General features: G+C 65.4%; 18 protein-coding genes and 1 pseudogene. 11 read left to right on the top strand and 8 right to left on the bottom strand.

Annotated elements, in window-relative coordinates; all coding sequences use genetic code 11:
- Positions 1–3,063 (top strand): MobF family relaxase, encoded by a 3,063-nt coding sequence (gene mobF, locus MJ601_RS13445; protein WP_242127241.1) that lies wholly within the window; start codon positions 1–3, stop codon positions 3,061–3,063.
- Positions 3,064–3,181: 118 nt separating this feature from the next.
- Here mobF and MJ601_RS13440 read toward each other — a convergent pair whose 3' ends face one another.
- Positions 3,182–3,457 carry an HU family DNA-binding protein gene (locus MJ601_RS13440; RefSeq protein WP_242127239.1) on the bottom strand — a complete coding sequence of 92 codons (276 nt, stop codon included), beginning with the start codon at positions 3,455–3,457 and terminating at the stop codon, positions 3,182–3,184.
- A 171-nt stretch (positions 3,458–3,628) separates the two neighbouring features.
- Between MJ601_RS13440 and MJ601_RS13435 the strand changes: the two genes are divergently transcribed.
- Positions 3,629–4,180, top strand: a complete 552-nt coding sequence (locus tag MJ601_RS13435; RefSeq protein WP_242127237.1) for a hypothetical protein — start codon at positions 3,629–3,631, stop codon at positions 4,178–4,180.
- Positions 4,181–4,212: 32 nt separating this feature from the next.
- Here MJ601_RS13435 and MJ601_RS13430 read toward each other — a convergent pair whose 3' ends face one another.
- The 3 genes from MJ601_RS13430 to MJ601_RS13420 form a co-directional block, all read right to left on the bottom strand.
- Entirely contained in the window at positions 4,213–4,791 is a 579-nt protein-coding gene (locus tag MJ601_RS13430; protein WP_242127235.1) for a hypothetical protein, read from the bottom strand.
- Positions 4,792–6,325: 1,534 nt separating this feature from the next.
- Positions 6,326–7,294 (bottom strand): Ros/MucR family transcriptional regulator, encoded by a 969-nt coding sequence (locus MJ601_RS13425; protein ID WP_242127233.1) that lies wholly within the window; start codon positions 7,292–7,294, stop codon positions 6,326–6,328.
- A 470-nt stretch (positions 7,295–7,764) separates the two neighbouring features.
- Positions 7,765–8,040 (bottom strand): HU family DNA-binding protein, encoded by a 276-nt coding sequence (locus MJ601_RS13420; RefSeq protein ID WP_192668656.1) that lies wholly within the window; start codon positions 8,038–8,040, stop codon positions 7,765–7,767.
- A 365-nt stretch (positions 8,041–8,405) separates the two neighbouring features.
- Between MJ601_RS13420 and MJ601_RS13415 the strand changes: the two genes are divergently transcribed.
- Positions 8,406–9,680, top strand: a complete 1,275-nt coding sequence (locus MJ601_RS13415; protein ID WP_242127231.1) for a ShlB/FhaC/HecB family hemolysin secretion/activation protein — start codon at positions 8,406–8,408, stop codon at positions 9,678–9,680.
- Between the two features lie 38 nt (positions 9,681–9,718).
- On the opposite strand, the pseudogene MJ601_RS22090 reads toward MJ601_RS13415, so the two are convergent.
- The 3 genes and pseudogenes from MJ601_RS22090 to MJ601_RS13400 form a co-directional block, all read right to left on the bottom strand.
- A pseudogene (locus MJ601_RS22090) lies at positions 9,719–9,766 on the bottom strand (hypothetical protein); the annotation flags it as partial.
- A 750-nt stretch (positions 9,767–10,516) separates the two neighbouring features.
- Positions 10,517–11,401, bottom strand: a complete 885-nt coding sequence (locus MJ601_RS13405; RefSeq protein ID WP_242127229.1) for a p-hydroxycinnamoyl CoA hydratase/lyase — start codon at positions 11,399–11,401, stop codon at positions 10,517–10,519.
- A gap of 36 nt (positions 11,402–11,437) precedes the next feature.
- Positions 11,438–12,889 carry an aldehyde dehydrogenase gene (locus tag MJ601_RS13400; RefSeq protein WP_242127227.1) on the bottom strand — a complete coding sequence of 484 codons (1,452 nt, stop codon included), beginning with the start codon at positions 12,887–12,889 and terminating at the stop codon, positions 11,438–11,440.
- A 74-nt stretch (positions 12,890–12,963) separates the two neighbouring features.
- On the opposite strand from MJ601_RS13400, the gene MJ601_RS13395 reads away from it, so the two are divergent.
- From MJ601_RS13395 to MJ601_RS13385, 3 genes are all read left to right on the top strand, one after another.
- Positions 12,964–13,431: a MarR family winged helix-turn-helix transcriptional regulator gene (locus MJ601_RS13395; RefSeq protein WP_242127225.1), complete on the top strand. Its 468-nt coding sequence runs from the start codon at positions 12,964–12,966 to the stop codon at positions 13,429–13,431.
- Positions 13,432–13,578: 147 nt separating this feature from the next.
- Positions 13,579–14,445, top strand: coding sequence for an SDR family NAD(P)-dependent oxidoreductase (locus MJ601_RS13390; protein WP_242127223.1), 867 nt, complete (start codon positions 13,579–13,581; stop codon positions 14,443–14,445).
- Positions 14,446–14,465: 20 nt separating this feature from the next.
- Positions 14,466–17,141 carry a TonB-dependent receptor gene (locus tag MJ601_RS13385; RefSeq protein ID WP_242127221.1) on the top strand — a complete coding sequence of 892 codons (2,676 nt, stop codon included), beginning with the start codon at positions 14,466–14,468 and terminating at the stop codon, positions 17,139–17,141.
- 88 nt (positions 17,142–17,229) lie between these two features.
- Here the strand turns inward: MJ601_RS13385 and MJ601_RS13380 are convergent, their stop codons facing one another.
- Positions 17,230–19,872: a helix-turn-helix transcriptional regulator gene (locus MJ601_RS13380; protein ID WP_242127219.1), complete on the bottom strand. Its 2,643-nt coding sequence runs from the start codon at positions 19,870–19,872 to the stop codon at positions 17,230–17,232.
- 210 nt (positions 19,873–20,082) lie between these two features.
- On the opposite strand from MJ601_RS13380, the gene MJ601_RS13375 reads away from it, so the two are divergent.
- Genes MJ601_RS13375 through MJ601_RS13355 form a run of 5 tightly spaced genes read left to right on the top strand, consistent with a single transcriptional unit; the run spans position 20,083 to position 26,220 of the window.
- Positions 20,083–21,324: a thiolase family protein gene (locus MJ601_RS13375; protein ID WP_242127217.1), complete on the top strand. Its 1,242-nt coding sequence runs from the start codon at positions 20,083–20,085 to the stop codon at positions 21,322–21,324.
- Positions 21,325–21,335: 11 nt separating this feature from the next.
- On the top strand, positions 21,336–22,613 hold the full coding sequence (locus MJ601_RS13370; protein ID WP_242127215.1) for an acyl-CoA dehydrogenase family protein: 1,278 nt from the start codon (positions 21,336–21,338) through the stop codon (positions 22,611–22,613).
- Between the two features lie 35 nt (positions 22,614–22,648).
- Positions 22,649–23,764, top strand: a complete 1,116-nt coding sequence (locus MJ601_RS13365) for a saccharopine dehydrogenase family protein (protein ID WP_242127212.1) — start codon at positions 22,649–22,651, stop codon at positions 23,762–23,764.
- 32 nt (positions 23,765–23,796) lie between these two features.
- Positions 23,797–24,642 (top strand): enoyl-CoA hydratase/isomerase family protein, encoded by an 846-nt coding sequence (locus MJ601_RS13360; protein WP_242127209.1) that lies wholly within the window; start codon positions 23,797–23,799, stop codon positions 24,640–24,642.
- Between the two features lie 21 nt (positions 24,643–24,663).
- Positions 24,664–26,220, top strand: a complete 1,557-nt coding sequence (locus MJ601_RS13355) for an AMP-binding protein (RefSeq protein ID WP_242127207.1) — start codon at positions 24,664–24,666, stop codon at positions 26,218–26,220.
- Positions 26,221–26,232 lie beyond the last annotated feature (12 nt).

The following is a 26,232-nucleotide window of genomic DNA, read 5'->3' as shown; positions in this document are numbered from 1 at the left end:
ATGCTTTCCGTCGCTCCGGTCCGCTCGGCCTCGGGCGCCGCCAGCTATTTCGCGCGGGACAATTATTACACCGTCGAAGGCTCGTCCGAGGTCAGCCTCTGGGCCGGGGAGGGCGCGCGCCACCTTGGTCTCACTGGCGAGGTCGGGAAGGAGGGCTTCGAGGCCATCCTCAAAGGCGAATTGCCAAGCCGCGAGAAGGTGGCGCAGGTAGAGAAGCGGCGGGCCGGTCTCGATCTCACTTTCTCCATGCCCAAGTCCGCCTCTGTCATGGCCTATGTCGCGGGCGACCGGCGTATCCTCGCCGCGAACATGACCGCAGTGCGGGCGACCATGGCATGGGTGGAGAAGAATCTCGCCCAGGGTCGCAAGGATGTCGAGGGACGGAAAGTGCCGGTCGCGACCGGCAACCTCGTCTATGCGCTGTTCGAACATGATACCAGCCGTGCGCTCGATCCGCAGGGTCACATCCATGCCGTCATCGCCAATCTGACGAAGATGCCGGACGACAAATGGCAGGCGCTCCATGCCGACAAGATCTGGAGCAACAATAGCGTGATTGGCGCCATCTACCACGCCTTCCTGCGCGCTGAGGTCGAAAAGCTTGGCTATGTCCTCGACATGAAGGGCAAGCATGGCACCTTCGAGATCGCGGGCGTGCCCAGAGCGGTGCTGGAGGTCTTCAGCCAGCGCCGCGCCACGATATTGGAGAAGGTCGCGCAGCTGGGCCTGACATCGCACAAGGCGCGGGACCATGTCACCACCAACAGCCGCGATCCCAAGCTCAATGTGGAGAATCGCCCAGCGCTTGCGCGGGACTGGAAGGACAAGGCGGAGGGCCTTGGCTTCACCGGCAAGGACCTGCTCGACGCTGCTCTCGCGCGGGCAGGCAATATTCAGGCGGAGGGTCCGCTGGAACGCGGCTATCGGGCGGTCAAGGACGCTGTCGAAAATGCCATGATTAAGCTCGGTGCGATCCTGGGGCATGACGACCCGCTTGTCGATCAGAGGATCGCGCGGATCGTGCAAACCCCGGCCGCGGGGCGCGCTCAATTGGCGGTTGCCTCGGCGGTGCGCATCCACTCGGAGCGCGAGGCGGCGTTCGAACGGCATAAGCTCGCCAAGACCGCGCTCGACCTGGGGTTGAAGGGCCTCACGATCGACCATATCGAGCAGCGGATCGGTGAGCTCCGCGACAAAGGTCTGTTGTTGCAAGGCGTGGGTCGCGCCGCCGATATGGTGACCACCCGCGAGGCGCTTCGGACCGAGGAAAAGATCCTCGCCCTCATGGAAGCGGGCAATGGCAAGGCGAACCCGATCCTCGATCCCGCCGCCGCCCCGGCCCGATTGCAGGACGCCAGCGAGCATCCCCTCAATCCCGGCCAGTTGGCATCGGCCACGCTGATCGTCGCTTCGCCCGATCGCGTGGTGTCCGTGCAGGGCGATGCCGGCGCGGGCAAGTCGACCATGCTGTCCGCCGTGGCGCGGGTGGCGGAAGCTGAGGGCCGCACGATCCTGGGCCTCGCCTTCCAGAACAAGATGGTCGCTGACATGAAGGTGGGAGCCGGCATCAAGGCGCGGACCATCGCCTCCTTCGTCCTTGCCTACCACCGGTTCGTGGATCAGCGGGAAGGCCAGGCCTATGAGGCGGCGCGTGCCAGCTTAGCCGGCGCGACCCTGCTGGTCGATGAGTCCTCCATGGTATCGTCCGATGATATGCTCAAGGTCCACCAGATCGTCGACGCGCTTGGCATCGACAAGTTGGCGCTGGTCGGCGATCGCCAGCAGCTATCGTCCATCGACGCCGGCAAGGCCTTCGCCATGATCCAGGCGGCCGGCGGCACCATGGCGCGGATGGACCAGAATGTCCGCATAGGCAAACCCGGCCAGTCGCCGACACCCCAGGAGAAGACATTGCTGGTCGTTGCCAAACTTGCCAGCCGGGGCAAGTCCAGCGAGGCGATGCGGGTGCTGGGCGACAAGGTGGTCGAGTCCGAAGCACCCGCCGAGGAAGCTGCCGATCGTTGGCTTGGCTTGTCGCCGGAGGAGCGGGCGGTCACCGCCGTGTTTGCTTCGGGTCGCGAAGCGCGGGCGCTTATCAACGAGCGCATCCAGGCTGGACTGGCGGGCGAAGGGGCGCTCAAAGGCGAAGCCATCCGCCTTCTTGTCTATGAGCGCGTCAATATGACGCGCGAGGAACTGCGATATTCCGCCAATTATCGGCGCGGTCAGACGCTGGAGGTTGGGCGCGGCGGCGCCCGTGATGTCGGTCTTGACGGTGGCCGCTATCAGGTGGCCAAGGTCCATGCCAATGGCCGCGTCGATCTACTGCGCGGTCGATCGAAGATCCGCTTCTATCCCCAGCGGCTCTCGCCCACCGAGATGCGCGATCGGCTCCAGCTTTCCGAGACGAAAATCCTCACCTTGCGCGAGGGGGACGTTATTCGCTGGACCGCCAATGACAAGTCGCGAGATTTGCTCAACGCCGCCATCGCGCGCGTGGCTGGTGTCGATGCCGGCGGCGTGACCGTCGATCTCGGCGGTGACAAGCGCCTGACGCTGCCGGTCGGCGATCCCATGCTGTCCCGGCTGGACCTCGCCTACAGCCTCAACATGCACATGGCGCAGGGGATCACCACGAACAAGGCGATCACGGTCATGTCCAGCCAGGAGCGCAACCTCTCCAACCAACGGCTGTTCAACGTTGGGGTCACCCGCGTGCGCGAGGACCTCATCATGATCGTGGACGACAAGGAGAAGCTGTCCCGCCAGCTCGATCACAATCCGGGCAACAACACCTCTTCGCTCGAAACCCTGGGCCGGCTCGATATCGACGGGAAAAAGCCGGGCGCGCCGCGCGAGACGTTCAATCCGGATCCGATCGATGATGACACTTTGCCGGGGGGAATTGATCCGTCTGGCCTGCCGCCAGATCTGCCGCCGCTGCCCTGCGGCAATGCGGCCGCGGCTGTTCCATCCAGCGGCGCGGGCCACGCGCCCGACAAGCTGGATCGCGCGGAGATCCCGCCGCCATTGCCGGAACGCAGCCTGGGTCTGGATCTGTAGTTAGGAAATGGCACCTGTGACACTTTACCGGCTTTGCGCTGCCGCGCGGTAAACTGTCATGGATGACTGTTTGTAAGGGAAGGGGCGCCACCGACCGGAATCGGCGGCGCCTGTGGGTTCAGCCGTTGAGCTGATCCTTCACGGCCTTGCCGGGCGTGAAGGTCAGCTTCTTCGACGCCGCGATCTGGATGGTCGCGCCGGTCGAGGGATTGCGTCCTTCGCGGGCCGGGCTGTCCTTCACCTTGAACTTGCCGAACCCGTTCAGCGACACTTCCTGACCCTTGGCGGCGGCATCGGCGATCGAGGAAAAGACCGCGTCGACATATTTGCGAGCGTCAGCCTTGGTGAGACCATGATCGGCGGCCAGGGCTTCGGCTAGGTCGGTGTTGTTCATCTAAATGCTTCCTCTGTTGAGAGTGTGGTGCATAGGACGGAAAATCGCCGGCTGGAAGATGGGTTCGCCCCGAAAACTCTCGCTCCCACGGTAAAGTGTCATCCATGCTTTTTGTTCGATGTGGTTGAAAAGGGGGATTCACACGGACTCAGCATGTGCTAGATTCCTGATATGTTCCATCAAGCCGATCTCTTTGAGCCATCGCGGATCGCGCCAGCAGCGCTTCGGCCGCCCGTGCGGGTTACGCTTCCGGATTTGGTGGAGCGGATATCGACCGTTTCCAGGCGCCCGCGCTATGCGCTGCTGGTCCTGAAATTGATCGCGCAGGAGGCCGACGGCAATGGCAGCGTCGGCCCTTATGTTCGAGGGGAGCAGGGAAGGGTTCCGGTACGGGACTGGTTATGTCAGGCTCTGGCGCCGCTGGCGCAGCGGGATTGCCGGCGCCGCGCCATGATCGAAACGGTCAGGGCGGGATTGGAGACCGCGGCAGGGCAGGGGGCTGATCCCCGCGACATCGAACAACGGCTCGAAGCGGAGGTCCAGTCCCGTATCCTGCGATCAGGCCGGAGCAATGTCAGCCGGGTAGTATCGGATCTTGTCCGGGCCGGGCTCCTGCATCGGCATTATCAGGGATACCGGGTCGATCATCCCAATCGGGGTGCCCAACGGGAAGCTGTTTATACAATCACGCTCGAGGTCAAACGGGCACTCCAACGCCATTGAGGGATGCTGAATGGACTCTGTCGCGGAGCGGCTCAGCCTTCGATGACATCCGTCGAACGGGCCAGATCATGTTGGGCTTCCAGCGCCTCCATTCGGGTGACATAGGCCTTCTTCGCGACAGCATACAGCGAGGGCAGGGGCCTGGCGGTCAGTCCGGCAGCGGTCAGGGCGGCGGGCAAGTGACAGCCGAGCAGCCATGCCGTGTCGAAGCGGCGCGGCTCGATATGCCATTGCCGTCCGTCCGCCGTGGTCAGCAACTGCGCCTGGGTCGCCGGGGCCTCCAGACTGGCCCTGGCGTCGATCAGGCGCTGGCAGATGGCGGGAAGCGTGGCGGTGGGGTAGGGCGCCTCCAGCAGCGTCTGGGCCATGCGCCAGGCCGGGCCGATGCGGACCAGATCGTCGGCTGCCCAGAGACCGGTTTCCTTGCGGTCGTCGAGCAGGGTGCGCGAGACGTTGAGCGTCGCCCGCGCCACCGGAACGCGATGATCCTCTGCGGCGGAGAGGGCGAAATGGAACAGGGCGGCGACAGAGAGGGGATCGTTCAGCCCTTCGCTGTGGCGCGGCGGTGGGGTACGGCCGCAAATCCAGTCCTGCAGGTCCCGGACCGACACGGGCACGCCCGCAAAGCTGGCCAGGGTCGCGGCTCCCCTGAGCCTTGTCCGGGCCAGTCAGATATCCGCTGCCGGGCTGTTATGCAGCCGCCCGTCGAGTCGCCCGAGCAGTAGCAGGGCATGATCGGGGGAGGATGAAAAATCGCGCATTTGCTAGGCATAGCGCATGGTCGTATACAACCAAAGAGGGGTGTTGGTTGTATCTGCTGTTAGGGAGCCGGATGGTGGGATGGCGGCAGATGGATGGGTTTTGTGCTTACGCTGTCTGCCTCTGATCTTATGGCACAATGATGGCGGCGCCACCAGCATGGAATGTACGGGCTGGCTTTCAGGCTGTGGCGGGCGGCCTGACGTCGGCCATGAGGAGGCGCGGAAAGGGGAGGGCGTGTTTGGCGGCTTGCCTCTCCAGGTCGCGAAGGCAGACATGGAACAAAAAGGGAAATGCCCTGATTGCCTCTCAGAAGCCCGCCAGACGCGAAAAGGGCTTCGGCATATCATAGCATGCCGAGGGCTTGTTTTGCGCTCTGTTGCGCCTCCAGCGGTGCCTAATTTTTGGGCAATCGGTGTCAGTCGACGCAGATTGGCGGAGGGCCGGTTGCGCCGTCGACAGGTCGGACGTTTCGCAGCGGCTGGGGGATGTCGGACAGGCGCCACCGTGCGTCGCTCGGATCGGTGATCTTTCAGGGGATTGGGCGCGAGGCGCGGGAGCCGACAGTTCCGTGCCGATGCTTCCGCTGGCTGGATGGACGGCGGCAGCCTTGCCGCCAGCCAAGGCGCCCTACCGGTGCCGAGATTCCAGTCCGGCTTGCCGGCCTCGCCCATTGGGACATGTTCGCCAGAAAGGCGCATCGACGTTGACGATGCCGGTGAAGGGATTGGCGGGCAGCGGCCTGTGACCCGACCGCGCAATTGCTAGCTCAAGTTACGGGCAATCATCATGCGGTCTTCATGGGTCGTGAAGAGGGTACTGGGCGGATTGACGAGCAGTTCTGAAGAGTTGAAGACTGGGTACGATCTGCTTGATGGCGGCGCGCGGTGACGCCGCCGCTGCTTGCAAAATTATCGTCCGCGCGGCGATTTGGGGTGACAGGCGCGATGGTAAAGAAAGACAATCGTTGTGGTTCGACGTCCGGATCAGTGACGGAAGACTGGCTATGATCGTGCCTTTCTCCGTCCATGTGCACTCAAATGACAGGATCGCTTACAGTCGTATAGGCGTGTCGAACTCTATGGTCCGGTTACGTCTGGCGATATCGACCGAGCCGTTTGGCAGTCTGACGGTCTAGGGCGGATAGCTTCATTCTCCGAAAATTCGAAGGGGAATATGGTCTTGCTGTTGTCGCCTGGAAATGTGGAATATACTATATTCGGTCAGAAGGCGTGGGTCTGTACTGCGATGTTGTCATCCGGCCTGGGGATCAGCCGCGCCAACTTGGCAATCTCTACTGAAGAGAGTCTGGCCACCTCGATATGCAAAGCCCCGGCCAGCCCTGTGGGCGGTCGGGGCCGAGCAGCTTGAAACGGGGTGTAGCCGTCAGCTTGCCTGCGGCTCGGGCGTCTTGGATGCGGCGGGCTTTGGAGCCGCGGCCTTGGGCGCAGCTGTTTTGGGAGCAGCAGGCTTCTTGGCCGTCTTGGCGGGGGCGGGCTTCTTTTCGCCGGTCGCGGGCTTGGCAGCCGGAGCCGCGTCCTTCTTGTCCGCTTTCTTGTCGGCCGCCGGATTGGCGATCGAAAGCCGCTTGCGCGCCGATGCCGGCTTGGCCGCGGGCTTGCTCTCGGCCGCTTTGGCCGGGCTTGCCTTGGCTTCCGCGGCCTTTGGCGCAGCAGCCTTGGCCGCTGGGGCCTTCGCGGCGGGATCGGCTTTCTCCTTCTTGGCGGCGGGCGCCTTGGTCACGGCAGGCTTGGCGGCCGGGGCCTTGGGCGCTTCGGTGGTCTTGGCAACGGGTGCCGGAGTGGCGGCCGCGACCGGCGCGGGGGCCGCCTTCTTGACGCTGACCGGCTTCTTGCCCAGGCCCAGTTTCGTGGCGACGGCGCGGCGCGCTTCCGAATAGTTGGGCGCGACCAGTGGATAGGTTTTCGGCAGACCATAGCGTTCGCGATATTCCGCAGGCGTCAGGCCATGACTTGCCAGGTGGCGCTTCAAGGTCTTGTACGGCCGGCCGTCGATCATGCTGAGGATATGTTCGGGCGAAGACAGGCTTTTGCGAACCGAAACCGCCGGCCTATAAGTCGGCGTCGCCGCTTCGGCAGGCTTAGCCGCCAGATCATCAGTCAGGGCGATGCGTGTCGTTCGAATAAGCTCGGACAGGCTTTCGCTCGTTACCGAATTGTTGGAGACGAAGGCGCTCAACAGCTGAACAGTGAGCGTCGTGATGTCAGGCTGGTTATTTTCAGACATTGGCCCCGCTACCCTTTTATGAACGACAGTAACGGTCTTTTGCGCGGTTTTGGGAGGAAAGTAAATCCGAAACACCAAAAAGAACGACACCGGACTCACCTGGGTCATGCGCTGTCCCAACTCCTGTATCGCTTTGGTACATGAGAGGCCTGCCGATGGCCCGTGACGACCGGTCTCGACTGAGGCTGTCGGAGGTTCGACGGCCGATTTGCATAAGCTCATGTCGCTGGAAACGATCCACTATTTGACTTCAGCGGGAAATATCGCTTCGAAAACTGCAGGGGCCGGTCAGTGCCGGTTCTGAAAAAAAGGCCGGTCGCGAGACCGGCCTACTGAGTTTTAGGAGAGGATGCCTGAAAGGCAGGTGCCAGATGGCGCGTTCCGGCCGGAACGGCAAATGCGAAGCCCGCCGATGCGATTGCGCCGGTTGCAACCTGATCCCCCGACCGCCCGCGCGCTGCGCTGCGCCGCTGGTTCCCTGCCCGGAAAAAATGGTGCGCGCCTGATCCATGGGACCAGACGCGCACCATGATTGACCCCGGGCTGCCGTCGGCCGGTTCGGCCGACGGCAAAAGGCTTCAGCCGTTGAGCTGATCCTTGACCGCCTTCGCCGGGGTGAAGGTCAGCTTCTTCGAAGCGGCGATCTGGATCACCGCGCCGGTCGAAGGATTGCGGCCTTCGCGCGCCGGCTGGTCCTTGACCTTGAACTTGCCGAAGCCGTTGAGCGACACTTCCTCGCCCTTCGCGGCTGCACCGGCGATCGCGGAGAAAACGCCGTCGACATATTTGCGCGCATCGGCCTTGGTCAGGCCATGATCGGCAGCCAGTGCTTCGGCGATTTCAGTGTTATTCATGATCATCTCCCTTTCGTGGACGCACGGTCTTAACCTGTCTCTTCCTGCTCAACCAGTCCTTTTGCGACCCGATTTCACCGAAAAACGGGGATAAAATGCAGCGGATTCCGGATTTCGCGACGAAAAGGGCGGGATGATGCCCCGCCTGGCGCGATTTGCAATAACATCGCCGTGGAATCACGCCTGCCCGAATGGTCGCGCTCGGCGTGGAGGCGAGGACCGGCGCGAGAGCTTGGCCAGCGATGAACAGCCTGTGCCCGGCTGCTCCCAACCCTTTCCCAATGCTTGCCGAAACAACCGACCCGGTCCCGGTTACAGGTGAAGGCATCGGCAAATTCTTCCATCCTGTTCCGATGTCATGAGGAATGAAGCATGGGGGGCGGGAACAGGTGATGTGGGCGTGGATCAGGACGGGCTGCTTTTTCCTGGCGCCGGCGCTGGCGGGTCCGCTGGCGGCGCAGGAACGCCCTGCGGCCATCGCCCCGGCGTCCGTACAGATCCCCTTGCCCGCCCCCGTTCCGACGATCGACCGCGACCGGCCCGACCGGCTGGAACCGCAGATCGCGCCGCCGCCAGCCGCCGCGCCCCAGCCGTCGATCCGGATCGCGCCCTCGGTCCCCTCCGCGGCGGCCACTCTCCTGACCCGGCTACATTATCAGGGAAGCTCCCTGCCCACGGCCCGGCTGGACGAAGCGACGGCGGCCCTTGCCGGCCGCCCGCTGACGGCCGACACATTGCAGGCGATAGCGAGGGCCCTGAGCGCGGTCTATGCGAAAAGCGACATCGCCTTCTATTCGGTTTCGATTCCCCGGCAGCTTCCTGCCGGTGGCGTGCTGACGGTGCGGCTGGTCGAGGGGCGGGGGCACGACTATCGGGTGAGCGGACTGTCGCCCAGCGCGCCTGCCGGCCTGATCGCCGCCCATATGCGGCGGCTGATGCGCGAGGCGCCGCTGCAACGCGCATTGTCCCTGCTGCGCGATATTCCGGGACTGACGGTGGACGCCCAGGTCCGCAAGCTGGCCCAGCCGGGCGATCTGCCCTTCACGCCCGAACGCTATCAATATTATTCCCTGAGCCATGGCACGCCGGTCGGCAGCAACGGCATGACGCTGACCGCGCAGGCGGCGCATATGCAGACCCGATCGCGCGACAGCCGGATCGCGGGCGAGGCGACGCTGGCGGGAATAACGCTGGCCTATCCGCTGATCCGCTCCGTCAAGAGCCAGGTGGCGCTGACGGCGTCGCTGGATGGGATCGACAGTTCCAACTATTTCCTTGATATCCGTTTCGGCGATTACAGGTCGAGGGCGGTGCGACTGGGTGCATCCTGGTCGCATGCCGATGCGACAAGCGGCTATGCCCTGTCGGCGGTCGTCAGCCGGGGGCTGAATGTTTTGGGGGCGAAGCCCTTTACCGGCTTTTCCGAGACTGGCTTCACCAAAGTCAATGTTCAGGCCGTGCTCGTCGAGCCGATAACAGGGAAACTGGCCCTGAAGACCATCGTCAAAGGTCAATATTCGAAGGACGATCTGCCGGTGACCGAACGTTTCGCGCTGGGCGGCCGGGGGGCGGGCATGGCGTTTCGCCTGGGGGACCGCCCGTTGCCGCGCGCCCCGCTGATGGCATCGGCGCCGGGATAGACGACCTGCACATCGACCCGGTCGCCGGGCCGGATCAGCCCGGCCACCGCGATTTCCGCCGTCGTGTCGATGCTGACCGCGCGCATCCCCATGGGCACGCGAATGGCGAGCTTGCTTTCCATCGCCACCGCATCGCGAGCGATCAGCGCACCCGGAACGTCCCGCGTCGCGACCTTGCCGATGATTTCGGCGGCGGTGGCCGCAGTGGGAAAGCGCGCCGGATCGCCCGCTGCGTTGCGGATCATGAGGGCGGTGACGGTCTCGCCGGTCCTGATCGGCCGAACCGCCTGCGCCAGCACGGCGGTCGGCGCGGGCGGCCGGGCCGGCGCGGCGGCGCCCTCGCTTCGTGCCATGGCAGCGGAGGCGTGGCGCAATTCCCGGATGCCCAGCGCCAGAAAAGCGCAAGCGGCGGCCAGCCCGATGGCAATGGTCAGCTTGGCTTTCAAACCCAGGCGCATAGATGATCCCCCATGGACGCCTTGCGCGAACGCAAAGCGCCTGATCCGGGGAATTCATAGCCGTGGGGCGATTGTCAGGGCATGAAAGAAGGAACCGTAACGGTGCAAAGTCCATCGGGCCGAGAATCGGGTTTTTGCGTGAAACCATCTGGCATCTTGCCGATGCCGGGCACGCAAAACCCTATCCGAAGCGGGTTGGAATGATCCGGGATGGCTCTGATAACTGCATATTGCCGGGCGAGGACTTTGCGAGTCCTCCAACAGCCTTCGCTCTATTGCAACGGGCACAGGGACGGCGAGTCCGGTCGCCGTCCCCATTGCCGCGACCATCGGCGGGGGTCCCGCGCGACCGCCGATGGCCTGCACAATCTCTCCCCTTTATGAAAGGCTGGTCGGCCTCGACTTGTCGGTCGGCCTCGACTTGTCGTAAGCGCCCAGGCCGGGCTTGTAGCTTTTATCGTCGATGAACTGCCTGATGCCTTCCTTGCGGCCTTCATTGTCGTAGCTGTTGGCGGCTTCCTGGGCGCGGACCAGGAAATCCTCGGCATTGTCGTAGGTCATCTCGCGGACGCGGCGGATGGCGTCCTTGGTGGCCTTGAGCGCGACCGGGTTCTTGGTCAGCAGCACCCTGGCGACTTCCGCGACGCGATCCTTCAATCGGGCCAGCGGCAGCGCCTCGTTGACGAAGCCCCATTCGGCCGCCTTCCGTCCATCGATATTCTCGCCCATCAGCGAATGATACATGGCGTTGCGGAAGCCGGTGAGTTCCACCGCCACCTTGGCCGCGCCGCCGCCCGGCAGGATGCCCCAGTTGATTTCGGAGAGGCCGAATTGCGCCTCTTCCGCCGCGAAGGCCAGGTCGCAGGCGAAGAGCGGGCCATAGCCGCCGCCGAAGCACCAGCCATTCACCATGGCGATGGTCGGTTTCTGATACCAGCGCAGGCGCCGCCACCAGCCGTAGCTTTCGCGCTGGGCGGCGCGCGTGCCCTTCAGGCCCTGCGCCTCGGTCTCGCGGAAATATTCCTTGAGGTCCATGCCCGCCGACCAGGCGGACCCTTCGCCGGTGAGGACGAGGACGCCGACATCGTCGCGATATTCCAGCGCGTCCAGCACCCGCATCATCTGGCGGTTGAGGCGCGGGGACATGCAGTTGCGCTTGTCGGGGCGGTTGAAGCTGACCCAGGCGATGCCGTCCTCGACGGTATAGGCCACGGTCTCGAGTTCCTGGCGATCGATGCCGTCAATGTGCAGGATGTCGGTCATGGAAAATATCTCCGAAAGAAAGGGAAGGGGAAAGGATCAGATCGGATAGTGGCCCGGCTCGGTCTCCAGCGTGATCCAGCGCAGTTCGGTGAAGCTGTCGATGCCCGCCTTGCCGCCGAACTTGCCGTAGCCGGACGCCTTGACCCCGCCGAAGGGCATCTGCGCCTCGTCATGCACGGTCGGGCCGTTGACATGGCAGATGCCGGACTGGATCCGGCGCGCGACCTTCAGCCCGCGGGCGGCGTCGCGGGTGAAGACCGACGCGGACAGGCCATAGTCGGTATCGTTGGCGAGCTGGATCGCATGGGCTTCGTCGCGCGCGTGGATGATGCCGACGACCGGGCCGAAGCTTTCGTCGCGAAACAGCTTCATTTCGGGGGTCACGCCGTCGATCACATGGGCGGGCATCAGCACGCCGTTGGCCTCGCCGCCGTTGAGCTGCGTCGCCCCCGCCGCCAGCGCATCCTCGATAAGCGAGCGGACATGGGCGACCGTCTTCCTGTCCACGACCGCGCCGAGCGGGGTGGCGCCTTCGCGCGGGTCGCCAACTGTCAGGGTGGCGACCTTGGCCTGGAACTTCGCGGCGAAGGCGTCCGCGATGGCGTCGACGACGATGATCCGCTCGGTCGACATGCAGATCTGGCCCTGGTTCATGAAGGCGCCGAAGGCCGCGGCCTTGACCGCCTCATCCAGGTCGGCGTCCTCCAGCACGATCAGGGGCGCCTTGCCGCCCAGTTCGAGGAGGGCGGGTTTCAGATTCTGCGCGCACCGCATGGCGATGATCCGGCCCACGGCGGTCGATCCGGTGAAATTGACGCGGCGCACGGCGGGATGGTCGATCATCGCGCCGACGACGTCGGCCGCGTCCTGTGGCGCGTTGGTGATAAGGTTGACGATGCCCTCGCCCAGCCCGGCTTCCACGAACGCCTCGACGATCAGGCCGTGGGTGCGCGGGCATTGTTCGGATGCCTTGAGCACCACCGTATTGCCGCAGGCGAGCGGTACGGCGATGGCGCGGGTGGCAAGGATGATCGGCGCGTTCCACGGCGCCATGGACAGCACCACGCCCGCCGGTTCGCGCACCGCCATGGCGATGCAGCCGGGCTTGTCGGAAGGAATCACCTCCCCGCCGTTCTGGGTGGTCAGGCCGGCGGCTTCCCGCACGATCGAGCTGGACAGCATCAGGTTGAAGCGCGCCCAGCCTTCGGTTGCGCCGATCTCCGCCATCATCGCGTCGACAAATTGGGTGGCCCTTGCGTCGAGCGCGTCGGCCGCCTTCATCAGCGCGGCGCGGCGGGCGTTGGGGCCGAGCGCCGACCAGGCCGGGAAAGCCGCCCGCGCGGCCTCGACGGCAGCGACGGCGTCTTCGGGCGTGGCGGCGGCCGCGCGTGTCGCCACCTCTCCAGTGACCGGATTGATCCGGTCATAGCTGGCGGCGGCGGGACGATTCCGGCCGCCGATGGACAGGGGAATTTCAGTTTCAGGCATATCCCGACTCCTTCTGATTGCTATGTAAGATAGCAATATTGATTGTTCTGGGCAATAGCATTAGAGAGGGCGGCATGACCAAGTCGCCCACGCTGGAAGCATTGCAGGCCCCTCTTGTCTCGCGGCTCGGCTATCTGCTGCGGCGTGCCTCCACCGTGATGATGGCGGATCTGGGCGAACGGCTGGCGGTGGTAGGTCTGCGCCCGGTCGAGGCGACGATCCTGATCCTGGTCGGCGCCCATCCCGGCTGCATCCAGAGCGATGTCGGCCGGGTGCTGGGGATCAAGCGCGCCAATATGGCGCCGCTGATCTCGGCCCTGGCCGCCAAGGGGCTGCTTGAAAAGTCGCCGGTCGATGGGCGCTCGCTCGCCTTGACTCTGACGCCGTCGGGGGAGGCGGCGAAGGTGGAGGCCGAAGCCGTCATGGATGCGCATGAGGCGCGCTTCGAGGCGATGCTGGCGTCGCGGGATGCCGCCAGCCTGCGTACGGCCCTGGCGCTCATCAGCTGGGACACGGCCGACGGTCAGATGGGTCCAGCCTAGGGTCAGGCCCCCACCCCCCCCCATCACAGGGGGGAGCAACATCCCCGGCAAATCCATAGAGGAAAGGCAACATCCCGGCAGGCCCGCGCCCGCCGGGGCGGAACGGAGCGGCCAGACCATAGGCCGACCGTCCATGAGGAGGGATGCATGATGTCCTTTGACGGCAAGACCGTCGTGGTGACGGGAGGGAGCAGCGGCATAGGCCGGGCGGCGGCGATCGCCTTTGCGCGGGCCGGGGCCAATGTCGTGGTCGCCGGGCGCTCGCGCGAAACCAAGGCGGGCGATTTCGGCGAGGTGGCGCATCTTTCCGTCGTCGATCTGCTGCAGGCGGAAGGGCGGCGTGCGATCTTCGTGCAGGCCGACGTGACGGTCGCCGGGGATATGAGGGCGGTTGCCGATCATGCCGTGCAGGTCTTTGGATCGGTGGATATCTGGGTCAACAATGCCGGGGTCGTTGCCCCGCCATCCCCTTTCTGGACCTATGACGACGCGGATTTCGACCGCTGTCTCGACGTCAATTGCCGGGGCCTGTGGAACGGCATGCGCGCCGCGACGCACCAGATGCTGCGGCAGGAGCGGCGCGGCGTCATCGTGAACATGCTGTCCACCGCGGCGATCCGGCCCCATGCCGGGCAGTCCGTCTATAATATTTCGAAGGCGGCGGCCGCGCAGGCGACGCGCTGCGCGGCGCTGGAACTGGGGCCGCTCGGGATTCGAGTGAACGGCGTCTGCCCGACGGTGGTGCGCACCGCCATCAGCCGGGATTTCGTGGAAAGTCCGGAATTCAGGCAGTGGTTCCGCACCGTCGCGCCGCTGGGCGAGCCGGTGGACAGCGAGGATGTGGTCGCGGCGATCCTGTTCCTGGCCGGCGATGCGGCGGCGAGGATCACCGGGATCCTGATGCCGGTCGATTCCGGCGAGGCGCTGGGACCGCCAGCGCATGAACTGAAACAGGAAATCCAGGTGGGGGCGCCAGAGGAAAAGACTTCCTTGCCGCTTCCGACTGGCAGATGAAGATGATGCGGGGAGAGAAAATGATGAAAAGGTCCATATTGTTCGCCTGTGCCAGCGGCGCCGTGCTGGCGGCGGTCCAGGCGCTGCCTGCCCATGCGCAGGATCAGCAGCGCCAACAGGCGGAGCAGGCGCCGCATTATGAGGGGGAAATCATCGTCACCGCCCAGAAACGGGCGGAAAATCTGCAGAATGTGCCGATCGCGGTGTCGGCCTTTTCACAGGAGATGTTGCAGAAACAGGGTCTGGTGGGCGGTGCCGACCTGAAGCAGTCCATCCCCAATGTCAGTTTCGGGTCGACGGGTTTCGGCAAGTTCAACTTCCAGATCCGCGGCATCGGCGCGCAGATTCAGGGCGCGGCGGTCGACAGCGGCGTCGGTATCCATGAGAATAATATTCCGCTGAACGACAGTCGTCTGGCGGCTGCCGAATTTTACGACATCGAACGGGTGGAAGTGCTGCGCGGGCCGCAGGGCACGCTGTACGGCCGCAATGCGACCGGCGGCGTCGTCAACACCATCACCGCGACGCCCAAGCATGAGTTCAGCGGCGAGGTGACGGGCGAATATGGCCGTTACGACACGCGGAAACTGCGCGGCTACATCAATATTCCGATCGGCGGCACTCTGGCCGTGCGCGCGGCAGGATCGATGATCAAGCGCGATGGCAATATCCTCAACAGCTACACGGGCAACAAGATCGATTCCAGGGACATCTGGAGCACCCGGCTGACCGCGCAATGGGACCCGTCCGACAGTTTCCGCGCGCGCGCCATGTGGGAACACTTCCGCCAGCACGACACGTCGGGCGGCAATGCCAAGATCATCTGCGCGCCCGACAGCGGGCCCACCAGCATCGGCGGCGTCAGCACCAATCCGGTCACCCAGGCGCTGCTGTCCGGCGGCTGCCTGGCCAATGCGGCGAGCAGCCCGGCCAATAACGGGACGGCGGGCAGCATGAGCCTGCTACCGGGGCTGTTCGGCTATCTGTTCGGCTTCACACCGGTCAACGCCTATGCCGGACGGACGGTCAGCACCAATCTCAACAGCGTCAATTCCGATTTCGATCCGTCGACCCGCGCGAAGAACGACCTGTTCTCGCTCGACCTGCAATGGAAGTTCAACGACGCGCTGACGCTGACCTCGCTCAGTTCCTATACCAAGGATCATTATACCATCGACATGCCGGTCGTGGCCGGTGTCGCGACGGCGACCTTCCCGGTGACGCCGCTCACCCCCGGCGGCATCTTCAACGATCCGCAGATCGGCGCCTACGACCATATGAGCGCCCGATATCATCAGGACCGCTTTTCCCGGCAATATAGCCAGGAACTGCGCATCCAGTCGAGTTTCGACGGCAAGTTCGACTTCAATCTGGGCGGCATCTATATCGACTACAAGCAGGACGGCGACCTGCTGGCGCTCAGCAACATGACGACGCTGGCCGCCGCCGTGCTGAACGCGACCCAGGGGGCGGGCATTTATATCGACCCGACCTCGCCCGGCGACGGAACGGGCCATAATTATTATGACAACCGCAGCCCCTACTGGCTGAAGTCGGGCGCCCTGTTCGGCGAGGCCTATTATCGGGCGACCGACGATCTCAAGCTGACGCTGGGCCTGCGCTACACCGATGACCGCAAGAAACAGATCGCCTATCCGGTCGTGCTGCTGACGCCGGGCGCGGGCTTCCCGGCCACGGACGAACAGCGGGTCAGCTTCAAGGAACTGACCGGCCGCTTCACCGTCGACTGGAAGCCGAAGCTGGACTTCACCGACGATACGCTGCTCTACGCGTCGGTCTCGCGCGGCTACAAGGGCGGCGGCTTCAATCCGGCGGGCGTCGCGGGGACCGGCGTGGCGTCCTCCTTCAAGCCCGAATTCGTCAATGCGCTGGAGGTCGGCACCAAGAATATGCTGGCCAACCGGCGCGTGACGCTGAACCTCACCGGCTTCTATTATGACTATAAGGGCTATCAGATCTCGAAACTGGTGAACAACACCGTCGCCAACGAGAATATCGATGCGCGGCTGTGGGGCGTCGAGTTCGAAGGCGGGGTCGAGCCGGTGGACCATCTGCGCTTCGACGCGCGGGTCGGCTATCTCAACAGCCGCATCAAGGGCGGTTCCTCCATCGACACGCTGAACCCGACGGGCGGCGACAGTTCGCTGACCGCCGTGCGCAGCATAGAGTCGGCGACCTTCAGCAACCGCTGCGTGCTGCCCACCGCCTATCTGGCGGGCGTGCAGTCGGCGATCAATGCGGGCGCGATCCCGGATCTGGCCATGGGTTCGCTCTGTTCCAGTCCGCTCGCCGTCGCGGGCATTCCCACCAATCTCGACGGCAAGCAACTGCCCTCCGCGCCGCACTGGACGGTGGCGCTGGGCGGCGAATATGATGCCGATTTCGGCGACGGCTGGTCGGGCACCTTCCGCGTCGACTATTACCGCCAGAGCAAGAGCTATGCGCGCATCTACAATGATGTCGCGGACCGGATCGATGCCTATGACAATCTGAACCTGTCCTACCGCATCGCGTCCGACGACAAGGGCATCGACCTGCTGCTCTATGCGCGCAACCTGCTGAGCCAGCAGAAGATCGTGAACATCCTGGTCCAGGGCGATACGCTGGGGGCGAGCCGGATCGTCAACGGCAAGGAACGGGCGACCTACGGCTTTGCCATCACCAAGCGGTTCTGACGGCAACGGGCCGCAGCAAGCTGCCGGTGCGCGGGTTCATCATCCCGCGCACCGGTTTTTTCATGCCCGATGTCAGCCGCCCGCCCGTTCAGGCAAGGCCCAGCATGCGCGCTCGCTTGACGGCGGACTTGCGGTCACCCGCACCCAGCTTGTGGAACAGGTTCTTGAGGTGCCATTTGATGGTTTCCTCGCCCACGCCCATGGAGAGCGCGATCTCCTTGTTGCTCATATGGCTCATCAGCCGGGCCAGCACATCCTGTTCCCTGGGCGTCAGCATATTTTCCGCCGCGCCCCGATTGGGCAGGGATGAGGGTTGCGGCGGCGGGGCGGCAGGCGCTTCGCGCTGGTCGCGGGGCGCTTCCGGGCCGGTGAATTCGGCCTTCAGCCGCCTGAGGCCGCCTGCTTCGCACAGGCTTTCCGCTTCGGTCAGGTCCAGCGCGGCCCGTTCGTCGCCCAGCCTTTCCCTCGCCTGCGCCCGCAGGAACAGGGCGCGGGCGATCTCCGCCCCTCGGTTGAGCTGCATGGCAAGGGCAAGGGCGCGCGAGGCGGATGCTTCCGCCTCCGCCGCCTTGGCCATGCCCTCATGGGACAGGACGGTCGCGCGCGCGAGTTCCGCCTGAAGCGCGCACCAGAGGCGAACCGGGGCCGGTGTTTCCGGTGACAGGGCGGCAAGCAGGGCGTCGGCCCGTTCCACTTCCTGCCGGGCGCTGAACAGCCGCCCATGGCGCGCATGCAGGCGGGCGAGGCCGAAATAGGCGGCCGCCTCCATCCGGCTGTTGCGCCGCGCCCGTCCCTCGGCCGCCAGCGAACCATATTGCACGGCTGCCTGATCCTGATGCCGCCCGTCGATCGACAGTTCCGCCAGCGTGGCGAAGGCGGCCATCACCGTTTCGGGCACGCCATGCTTTTCGATCATGTTGACGCGCAGCGACAGATGCAGGCCCGCCTCCTCCGCCCGGCCGCATTCCAGGCAGGCGATCGCCAGCATGCCCGCGATCATGGACACCACGCGATTGCGCCTGTCCATATGCTTGCTGGTGAGGTTGAAGGCGGTCCTGAGCTGGTCCGCCGCCAGTTCGACCTTGCCCTCCCAATAATAGCTCATGCCGATGAGCAGGTCGGCATAGCCCCAGGATGCCGGCACCATCATCGCCCGCTCCGCCAGCGGCGGGGCCAGGCATTGCCGCACCAGTTCGGGCTGCCCCATCAGCAGGGCGCGGTGGGCCAGGGTGACGGCATGCAGCAGGCTGGACGAGGCGTCGGCTGACGCGGGCGGCGTCGGCCAGCGGCTGGCGAATTCCTCCATCTGCATGAGGTCGTCGACATAACCGGCCGTGGCCGCGAGGATCAGGTCCGCTTCATAAAGCTGCGCCTCGGTGGAGGCGGGGGCCTGGCGGATCAGGTCGACAAGGCCGCGCGCCTCGTCCCGCCGGTTGCTCAGGGCCAGCGCCCAGCCGGTGGGCGCCCAGAAGCCGGGATGCTCGCCAATCTCGTCCGGGGAGACGCGGCCATACCATTCCAGCACCTCATTGTTGCGCCCCTGCCGCGTCATGGCGGCCAAGCTGGCCTCCGCCAGCGCCATCGCGGCGCTTTCGTCGCCGATCAGCGCCGCCTGCTGGGCGGCCTCCTCCAGCAATCCATGGTCCTGATACCAATCACGAGCGCGCAGCGCCTGTTCGTGCAGCAATGCGGGCGGCCGCAGCTTGCGGCGGGGGACCAGCACCTCCCGCGCCGAGGGATGCAGGCGCAGCCAGCCACCGGTTTCGCCATGGGTCAGCACCGGGGTCTCGGCGGCCAGGCGCTCCATCTCCTCCACGGGCGCATCCTCGCCGATCATGGCGCGGCACAGGTCGGGATGGATGGGATCGAGCTGGGCGATGTCGACCAGCATTTCGGCCGTCCGGGGCGGCAGCTTGCTGATGACGCTGTCGAGGAAATATTGGCCGAGATCGGACGAGAGCATGCCATCGAGATCGGCGGGCGAGGGCGAACGCAGCTGCGACGCGATGGCGAGGCGCACGCCCAGCGGCCATCCCTCGGTCAGGACGTGAATCCGCGCGGCGAGTTCGGCGTTGAAGTTGGTGCGCAGCGATTGCTGCACCAGTCTGATCGTCTCCTCCTCCCGCAGGCGCAGGTCGCGGGCGGTGATCCGCATGAGCGGCAGATTGCCCAGAATGTCGGGCGATGCCAGCGTCGCGGAGGGGCGGCGGCCCAGCGCGATGCGCAGGTTGGTGGGCGCATTTGCCAGCAGATAGTCGAGCGCCGCCAGTGTCGTTTCCGGGGCATGGTCGACATCGTCGATCAGCAGCAGCAGATCCTGCCCGCTGCCCGACAGATGGGCAAGCCAGGCGGTGATCGCTTCCTGCGGATCGGTGCAGCCGCCGATCCATTCGACGAAGCTGGCGGGGAAGATGGTGTAGGCCGACGCCCGCACCACCGCCTGCGACAGGGCGCGGATCAGGCGGAAGGGATCGTCGCGGGAATCGAGCGACAGCCAGATCGGCACGATCCCCGCCACCAGCGCCTCGCGATGCCATTGCGCAAGTTGGCTGGTCTTGCCGAAGCCATGCGGCGCGATGATCTCTATAAGGTCGATATCTGCCAGCCGGATGCGCTGGAGCGCGAGGTGCGGCCGGACCAGGAAGATCTGCGGCGCGCGCGGCGGGACGGTCTTGAGCGCGATGCCGCCGGACATGCCGCTGTCCTGCTTCCTGTCGTCCGCTTCCTGCATCCTCACCCCAATCCCGCTTTTCCGGCGGTATATCCGAGGGGGCAGGATAGTGGCAATCGCCCCCTTCCCATCCCCCCCGTCACAGGGGGGAGGCAAGCAGGCGCCATCCCCATACATGCTTGGAATATCGGTCGTGCCGCTCCCCGGTCGGGGCGGGGCGGGCGGGACAAGACGGCGGATGGCGAATCTGGCCCGCGGATGGAGAGGATGATGGAGCGCGACATCTTTATCGCCGGCGTCGGCATGACCCCGTTCGGGCGGCATATCGACAAGGCCGTCTGGCAGCTGGCGGGCGAAGCGGTCGACCTGGCGCTCAAGGACGCGGGCGCGGAGATGGCGCAGATCGAGCAGGCCTTTTACGGCACCGGCACGCAGCCTGCCCTGCAGGGGCAGTTCGCCATTCCCGGGCAGGTCGTCTTCACCCGTTTCGGCCTGACCGGCATTCCGGTCTACAATGTCGAAAATGCCTGCGCGACCGGCACCAGCGCCTTCCAGCTGGCGGTGCAGGCGCTGCGCGCCGGATCGTGCGACATCGCCATCGCGGTCGGCGCCGAGAAGATGAATATCGAGGACAAGGCGAGGGCGCTGGCGATGTTCGACGGCGGCTGGGACGTCAGCCGGGCGGAGGAAAATGCGGCGCTGCTGCTCGCGCTGGGCGAGGGGGTGGAAGTGCCGGAGGGCAGCGAGTCCGACCGCCCCTATAGCCGGTTCATGGCGATCTACGCCGCCATGTGCCGTTTCTGGATGAAGAATTTCGGAACGACCCAGCGGCAGATCGCCGCCGTCGCCGCGAAGAACCACAATCATTCGGTGCACAACCCGCTGGCGCAATATCGCAAGCCCTTCACCATCGAGGAGGTGCTGGCCTCCGCGCCGATCACCTATCCGCTGACGATCGCCATGTGCGGCCCGCTGACCGATGGCGGGGCGGCGGTGATCGTCTGCACCGAAAGGGGGCTGGCGAAGCTGAAGGGATCGCGCAGCCGCGCCGTTCGCGTCGCCGCGACCGCCATCGCCACCGCTGCCCCGCGCGAGGCGGCGGAATTCGACAAGGCGGTGTGCCGCCGCGCCGCGAACATCGCCTATGAGCGCGCGGGCATCGGCCCGGACGATGTGTCGGTGGTCGAGGTCCATGACGCGACCGCCATGGGCGAGATCATCGCGGCCGAATATCTGCGGCTGGTGCCGATGGGCGGCGCCGGCCCTGCGGCCGAGCGCGGCGAATTCACCGTGGGCGGGCGCGTTCCGATCAACCCTTCGGGCGGGCTGGAGTGCAAGGGGCATCCCATCGGCGCCACGGGCCTTGGACAGTTGCACGAGCTGGTGACGCAGCTTCGCGGCGAGGCCGGGCAGCGCCAGGTCGAGGGGGCGAAGGTCGCCCTGCAGGAAAATGGCGGTGGCTCGATCGGGTACGAGGAAGGCGTCGTCACCGTCAACATCCTGACGCGATAGGATTTTGCGCAATGGCAGGACATGATATCGCCTGGCCGCATCTGGAGCTTTCGGGCTTCGATGCCGGGTTCAGCGAAGAAGAACTGGCGATCCAGCAGGGCGTGCACCGCTTCGCGGCGGAGGTGATGCGGCCGATCGCGCGGGAACTGGACCGCATGGCGCCCGAGCAGGCCTATGAGCCCGGATCGCCGCTATGGGATTTCCACCGCGCGTTCGCGAAGCTGGGCATCGGGCCGGAAACCATGGCGGGCATGGAGCCGCGCGCACTGGCCCGCATGGAAAGCCTGGTCATATCCGAACTGGGCTGGGGCGATGTCGGTCTGGCCGTGTCGGCGGGCGCGGGCGAGATGCCGATCCGCGCGGCGCTGGGCAGCGGCGATCCCGAACTGATCCAGATGTGCGAGGGCAGGATCGGCTGCTGGGCCGCCACCCAGCCGGATCGCGGATCGGATGGACTGCTGCTCTATGGGGAGGAGCGCTTTCCCGGCGCGAAGGGCAATGTGGGCAATCTGGTCGCCCGTTTCGGCGCGGACGAGATCGTCATCCACGGCCAGTCGTCGGCCTGGGTTTCGAACGGTTATGTGGCGCAGGTGGCGCTGCTCGACATCGCGGCCGACTATGGCGAGGGCTTCCATGACGATCGGGGCAACGCCCATGGCTGCAACATCGTCGTGCCGCTGGACCTGCCCGGCATTTCGAAGGGCAGGCCGCTCGCCAAGCTGGGCAAGCGGGCTCTGCCGCAGGGCGAGATATTCTTCGACAATGTGAAGGTGCCGCGCCGCTGGGCGGTCGCGACCCGCGACGATTATGCGATCAAGCATGCGGGCGCCTGGGCGCAGGCGGGGACGGCGATGAGCCACGTCGCCACCGGGCTGGCGCGTGCCGCGTTCGAGCTGGCGCTGGCCTATGCGAACGAGCGCAGACAGGGCGGCGCGCTACTCGCCGACCTGCAACTGACCCAGTACCGGCTGGGGACGATGGGCGCGAAGGTCGAGGCGATCAAGGCCATGGCGCGCCACGTCGCCGAATATACCAAATGCTCGCCGCGCCCCCACCCCTATTTCACCGCGGCGGGCAAGGCCTTCTGCAACAGCGAGATGTTCGCGGTCGTGAACGAGGCCCTGCAACTGTTCGGGGGGGTCGGCCTGACCCAGGAATATCCGATCGAAAAGCTGCTGCGCGACGCGCGCGCGATGCAGATCGAGGATGGCGAGAACAACCTGCTGCTGATGCATTTCGGGTTCCTGATGACCCGGCTCAACCGTCTGGAAGGCTGGGGCCAGCCCTGACCGGACCATCGGCGCTTTATGGAGAGGATTGTCGGATGAGTGCTGAATTTCCCGTCGTGGTCTATGGCGCCAGCGGCTATACGGGCCGCCTGGTCATGGAGCATCTGCGCGACCTGGACGTGCCGTTCGTGGCCGCCGGGCGCAACCGCGAGAAGATCGAGGCGGCATGCCGGATCGTGCCGGGGATCGAGAATGCCCGCTATGAAATCTGCGAGGTCGAAAACACGGTCGAGGCCCTGACCCGGCTGTTCGCGGGCCGCAAGGTGGTGTGCAACACGGTGGGGCCGTTCATGCGCTTCGGCCCGCCGGTGGTGGAGGCCGCGCTGCAGGCGGGCATCCATTATGTCGACACGACCGGCGAGCAGCACTGGATGATATGGCTGCGCGACCATTATGGCCGGGCGTTCGCGAAGGCCGGGCTGGCGCTGATCCCGTCGACCGCCTGCATGTATGGCGTGTCGGAAATCGGCGCGCGCTATTGCCTGGAAACGCCGGGCGTCGACAGTCTGGACATGACGGAGGTGGCGCAGGCGGTGCCGACCGTCGCATCGGCCCAGACCATCCTCGATGCGGTGCGCTATTCGGCCTATTATCTCCAGGACAATGAACTGGTCCGCTATCCCGGCATCGACACCTGCGACATCGTGACGCCGTCGAACCGGGTGCTCAAGGCGTCCAATTGGGGCGGCACGTCCAACCCCATCTGGTTCGCCCGCGATGGCCGCGTGCGCAACTGCAAGATGTCGGTCGCGATGTGGAACCAGCAACTCTACAAGAAGGAGCTGGAACTGGAGCGCGCCTACAAGGTGTCGTTGCAGTGGATCCCCGACGATCATCTCTATCCGCTGCTCGACAGCATGGCGGTGGCGATCACGCCGGACACCCCGCCGCGCGAGCGGCGGCAGGTGCATCGGGCCTACGACACATGCCTCGGCACCGGCAACAATGTGATCGTGAAGACGACGATGGTTTCGACCGGCGGCTATTTCACCACGGGCCTGCTGCAGGCCTATGCCGCGCGGCGCCTGTCGGTGGAAACGCCTGCGCTCACCGGATTCCGCAGCCCCAGCGAGGTGTTCGGCCACCGCGACCTGATGGGGATGCTGCAAAGCTACGGCTATGCGGGGATCAAGGTCGAGCGGCTGGTCTGAAACCGGCGAGAGGTCCGAGAGGAGAGAGTGTCATGAACTTTGAAACCCTGAAGCTGCGCGAGGATGGCGGCGTGCTGCATGTCACGCTCGACAATCCGCCGATCAACCTCATCACCATCAAGATGATCCAGGAGCTGTTCCAGCTCTCCGGCATGCTGATGCAACGCGCGGACATCAAGGCGGTGGTGATGGACAGCGCCGACCCGGATTTCTTCATCGCCCATTTCGACATCGGCGAACTGGAAAAGTCGGCGACCGACCCGTCCAGCGCCGGACGGTATCCCGATATCAACGCGCTGCAGGCGATGGCGCTCAACTGGCAGGCGCTGCCGCAGGTGACGATCGCCAAGGTCGACGGCCGGGTGCGCGGCGGCGGGTTCGAGTTCATCCTGGCCTTCGACATGCGCTTCGCCACCCGCCGGTCGCTCCTCTGCTTCCCGGAGGCGAGCGGATATTTTCTGGCCGCGGGGGGAGGGACCACGCGCACGACGATCATGGCGGGCCATGCGCGGGCGCTGGAAATCCTGCTGAGCGCGCGCGACTTCAGCGGCGAGGAGATGGAGCGTTACGGCATCATCAACCGCGCGCTGGGCGAGGATGAGATCGACGCCTATCTCGACGATCTGCTGGGCCGGATCAATGCCCGGACGCGCGATGTGATCGCCATGCACCGCGCCGTGCAGGGCAGGCTGACGGCGCCCATGGCCGACCATTTCTTCGCCGCCCTTGCCGCCGAAAACGACGCGTTCCGCGAGGCGCTGGCGCAGGGCAAGCTCCAGGCCAGCGCCGGGCGGCACCTGCAACTGGGCCAGAATCGCGAAAACGAACTGGACCTGCCCGCGACCATCGCGCGCATCAACGCCGATCTTTCGCTCTGATCGCCAGCACGGGAAGACCCTATGTCGCTCATCGCCTTTTTCGACCGGGGAGCCAGCCTGGGCCTCGACCGCATCGCCTATGTGAAGGACGGGGAGGAGTGGAGCTTCGGCCAGGCCCGCGACGTCACCTGGCGCGTGGGGCACGGGCTGGCCGCTCTGGGTCTGGCGCCTGAGACCAAGGCGGCGGTGCTGGCGGCCAACGATCCCAAGGCATGGCTGTGCGTCCTCGCCATCTGGCGCGCCGGTTTCGCCTGGGTGCCGCTCAATCCGCGCAGCACGGCGGAGGATCATCTCCATCTGATCGAGGGGTTCGACGTGGAGCTGCTGTTCTTCCAGCAGGCCTTCGCGCCCATCGTGCAGGCGATCCGGTCGGCATGCCCGCATCTGCGCACCTTGGTATGTATCGATGGGGAGGCCGAAGGCGCGCTGACGCTGGACGATTTTTGCGCCGCCGCTCCGGCCGCGCCGCTCTCCACCCATGTGGCGGAGGACCATCTGGCGGCGATCATGCCGACCGGCGGCACCACCGGCAAGCCCAAGGGCGTGATGCTGACGCACCGCAACCTGACCGTGTCGATCGCCAATTGCGTCATCAATACGCCTTATGCTCCCGGCGAGCCGATCGTGAACCTGGCCGCCGCGCCGATGACGCACACGGCGGGGTTCCTGACGCTCTCCGCCACGGCGCGCGGCGGCAAGGTGGTGGTGATGACCAAGCCCGATCCGGTGACGCTGCTGGACTTGGTGTGCGGGGAGGGGGTGACGGAATTCTTCCTGCCGCCCACCGTCATCTACCGCCTGCTGGAGATGCCGGGGATCGAAAGCCGCGATTTTTCGCGGCTTCGCTATCTGATGTATGGCGCGGCGCCCATGGCTGTGGAAAAGCTGCGCGCCGCGCTCAGGCTGTTCGGCCCGGTGATGCATCAGGGCTATGGCCAGACCGAAGCGCCCGGATCGATCGCCTTCCTGCGTCCGGGCGACCATTATCGCGACGGACGGATTGCCGACGATCAGCGGCTTTCCTCCTGCGGCCTGCCCTCGGTGCTCAACACCACGGCCATATTGGACGATGCGGGCGTTCCGGTGCCGCAGGGGGAAACCGGCGAGATCTGCCTGCGCGGCGATATCGTGATGAAGGGATATTACAAGCAGCCGGACAAGACCGCGGAGACCATCGTCGATGGCTGGCTGCACACGGGCGACCTTGGCCATATCGATGCCGAGGGCTTTCTGCACATCACCGACCGCAAGAAGGACGTCATCATCACCGGCGGCTTCAACGTCTATCCGAGCGAGGTCGAACAACTGCTCTGGTCGCATCCGGCGGTGCTGGACTGCGCGGTGATCGGCGTGCCCGACGCGGGCTGGGGCGAGGCGGTGAAGGCCGTGGTGGAGCTGAAGCCGGGCGCCAGCGTGAGCGGCGAGGAGCTGATCGCCCTGTGTAAGGAAAGGCTGGGATCGGTGAAGGCGCCCAAGAGCGTCGATTTCATCGACACGCTGCCGCGCAGCCCGGTCGGCAAGGTGCTGAAGAAGGATATTCGCGAAACCTATTGGCGGGACGCGGGCCGCCGCATCTGAGCGGGCCGGCAT

This window comes from Sphingobium trunci (genome assembly GCF_022664535.1).
In the GTDB taxonomy this organism is placed as follows: Bacteria; Pseudomonadota; Alphaproteobacteria; order Sphingomonadales; family Sphingomonadaceae; genus Sphingobium.
This window is presented reverse-complemented; position numbering and strand designations above follow the sequence as displayed.

Excerpts from the sequence above, each read along its gene's own strand:
- MJ601_RS13360 (WP_242127209.1), top strand. The coding sequence starts at position 23,797 with ATGAACTTTGAAACCCTGAAGCTGCGCGAGGATGGCGGCGTGCTGCAT.
- mobF (WP_242127241.1), top strand. The coding sequence starts at position 1 with ATGCTTTCCGTCGCTCCGGTCCGCTCGGCCTCGGGCGCCGCCAGCTAT.
- MJ601_RS13405 (WP_242127229.1), bottom strand. The coding sequence starts at position 11,401 with ATGACCGACATCCTGCACATTGACGGCATCGATCGCCAGGAACTCGAG.
- MJ601_RS13365 (WP_242127212.1), top strand. The coding sequence starts at position 22,649 with ATGAGTGCTGAATTTCCCGTCGTGGTCTATGGCGCCAGCGGCTATACG.
- MJ601_RS13395 (WP_242127225.1), top strand. The coding sequence starts at position 12,964 with ATGACCAAGTCGCCCACGCTGGAAGCATTGCAGGCCCCTCTTGTCTCG.
- MJ601_RS13425 (WP_242127233.1), bottom strand. The coding sequence starts at position 7,294 with ATGACCCAGGTGAGTCCGGTGTCGTTCTTTTTGGTGTTTCGGATTTAC.
- MJ601_RS13355 (WP_242127207.1), top strand. The coding sequence starts at position 24,664 with ATGTCGCTCATCGCCTTTTTCGACCGGGGAGCCAGCCTGGGCCTCGAC.
- MJ601_RS13435 (WP_242127237.1), top strand. The coding sequence starts at position 3,629 with ATGTTCCATCAAGCCGATCTCTTTGAGCCATCGCGGATCGCGCCAGCA.
- MJ601_RS13385 (WP_242127221.1), top strand. The coding sequence starts at position 14,466 with ATGATGAAAAGGTCCATATTGTTCGCCTGTGCCAGCGGCGCCGTGCTG.
- MJ601_RS13400 (WP_242127227.1), bottom strand. The coding sequence starts at position 12,889 with ATGCCTGAAACTGAAATTCCCCTGTCCATCGGCGGCCGGAATCGTCCC.
- MJ601_RS13370 (WP_242127215.1), top strand. The coding sequence starts at position 21,336 with ATGGCAGGACATGATATCGCCTGGCCGCATCTGGAGCTTTCGGGCTTC.
- MJ601_RS13420 (WP_192668656.1), bottom strand. The coding sequence starts at position 8,040 with ATGAATAACACTGAAATCGCCGAAGCACTGGCTGCCGATCATGGCCTG.
- MJ601_RS13390 (WP_242127223.1), top strand. The coding sequence starts at position 13,579 with ATGATGTCCTTTGACGGCAAGACCGTCGTGGTGACGGGAGGGAGCAGC.
- MJ601_RS13440 (WP_242127239.1), bottom strand. The coding sequence starts at position 3,457 with ATGAACAACACCGACCTAGCCGAAGCCCTGGCCGCCGATCATGGTCTC.
- MJ601_RS13375 (WP_242127217.1), top strand. The coding sequence starts at position 20,083 with ATGGAGCGCGACATCTTTATCGCCGGCGTCGGCATGACCCCGTTCGGG.
- MJ601_RS13415 (WP_242127231.1), top strand. The coding sequence starts at position 8,406 with ATGAAGCATGGGGGGCGGGAACAGGTGATGTGGGCGTGGATCAGGACG.
- MJ601_RS13380 (WP_242127219.1), bottom strand. The coding sequence starts at position 19,872 with ATGCAGGAAGCGGACGACAGGAAGCAGGACAGCGGCATGTCCGGCGGC.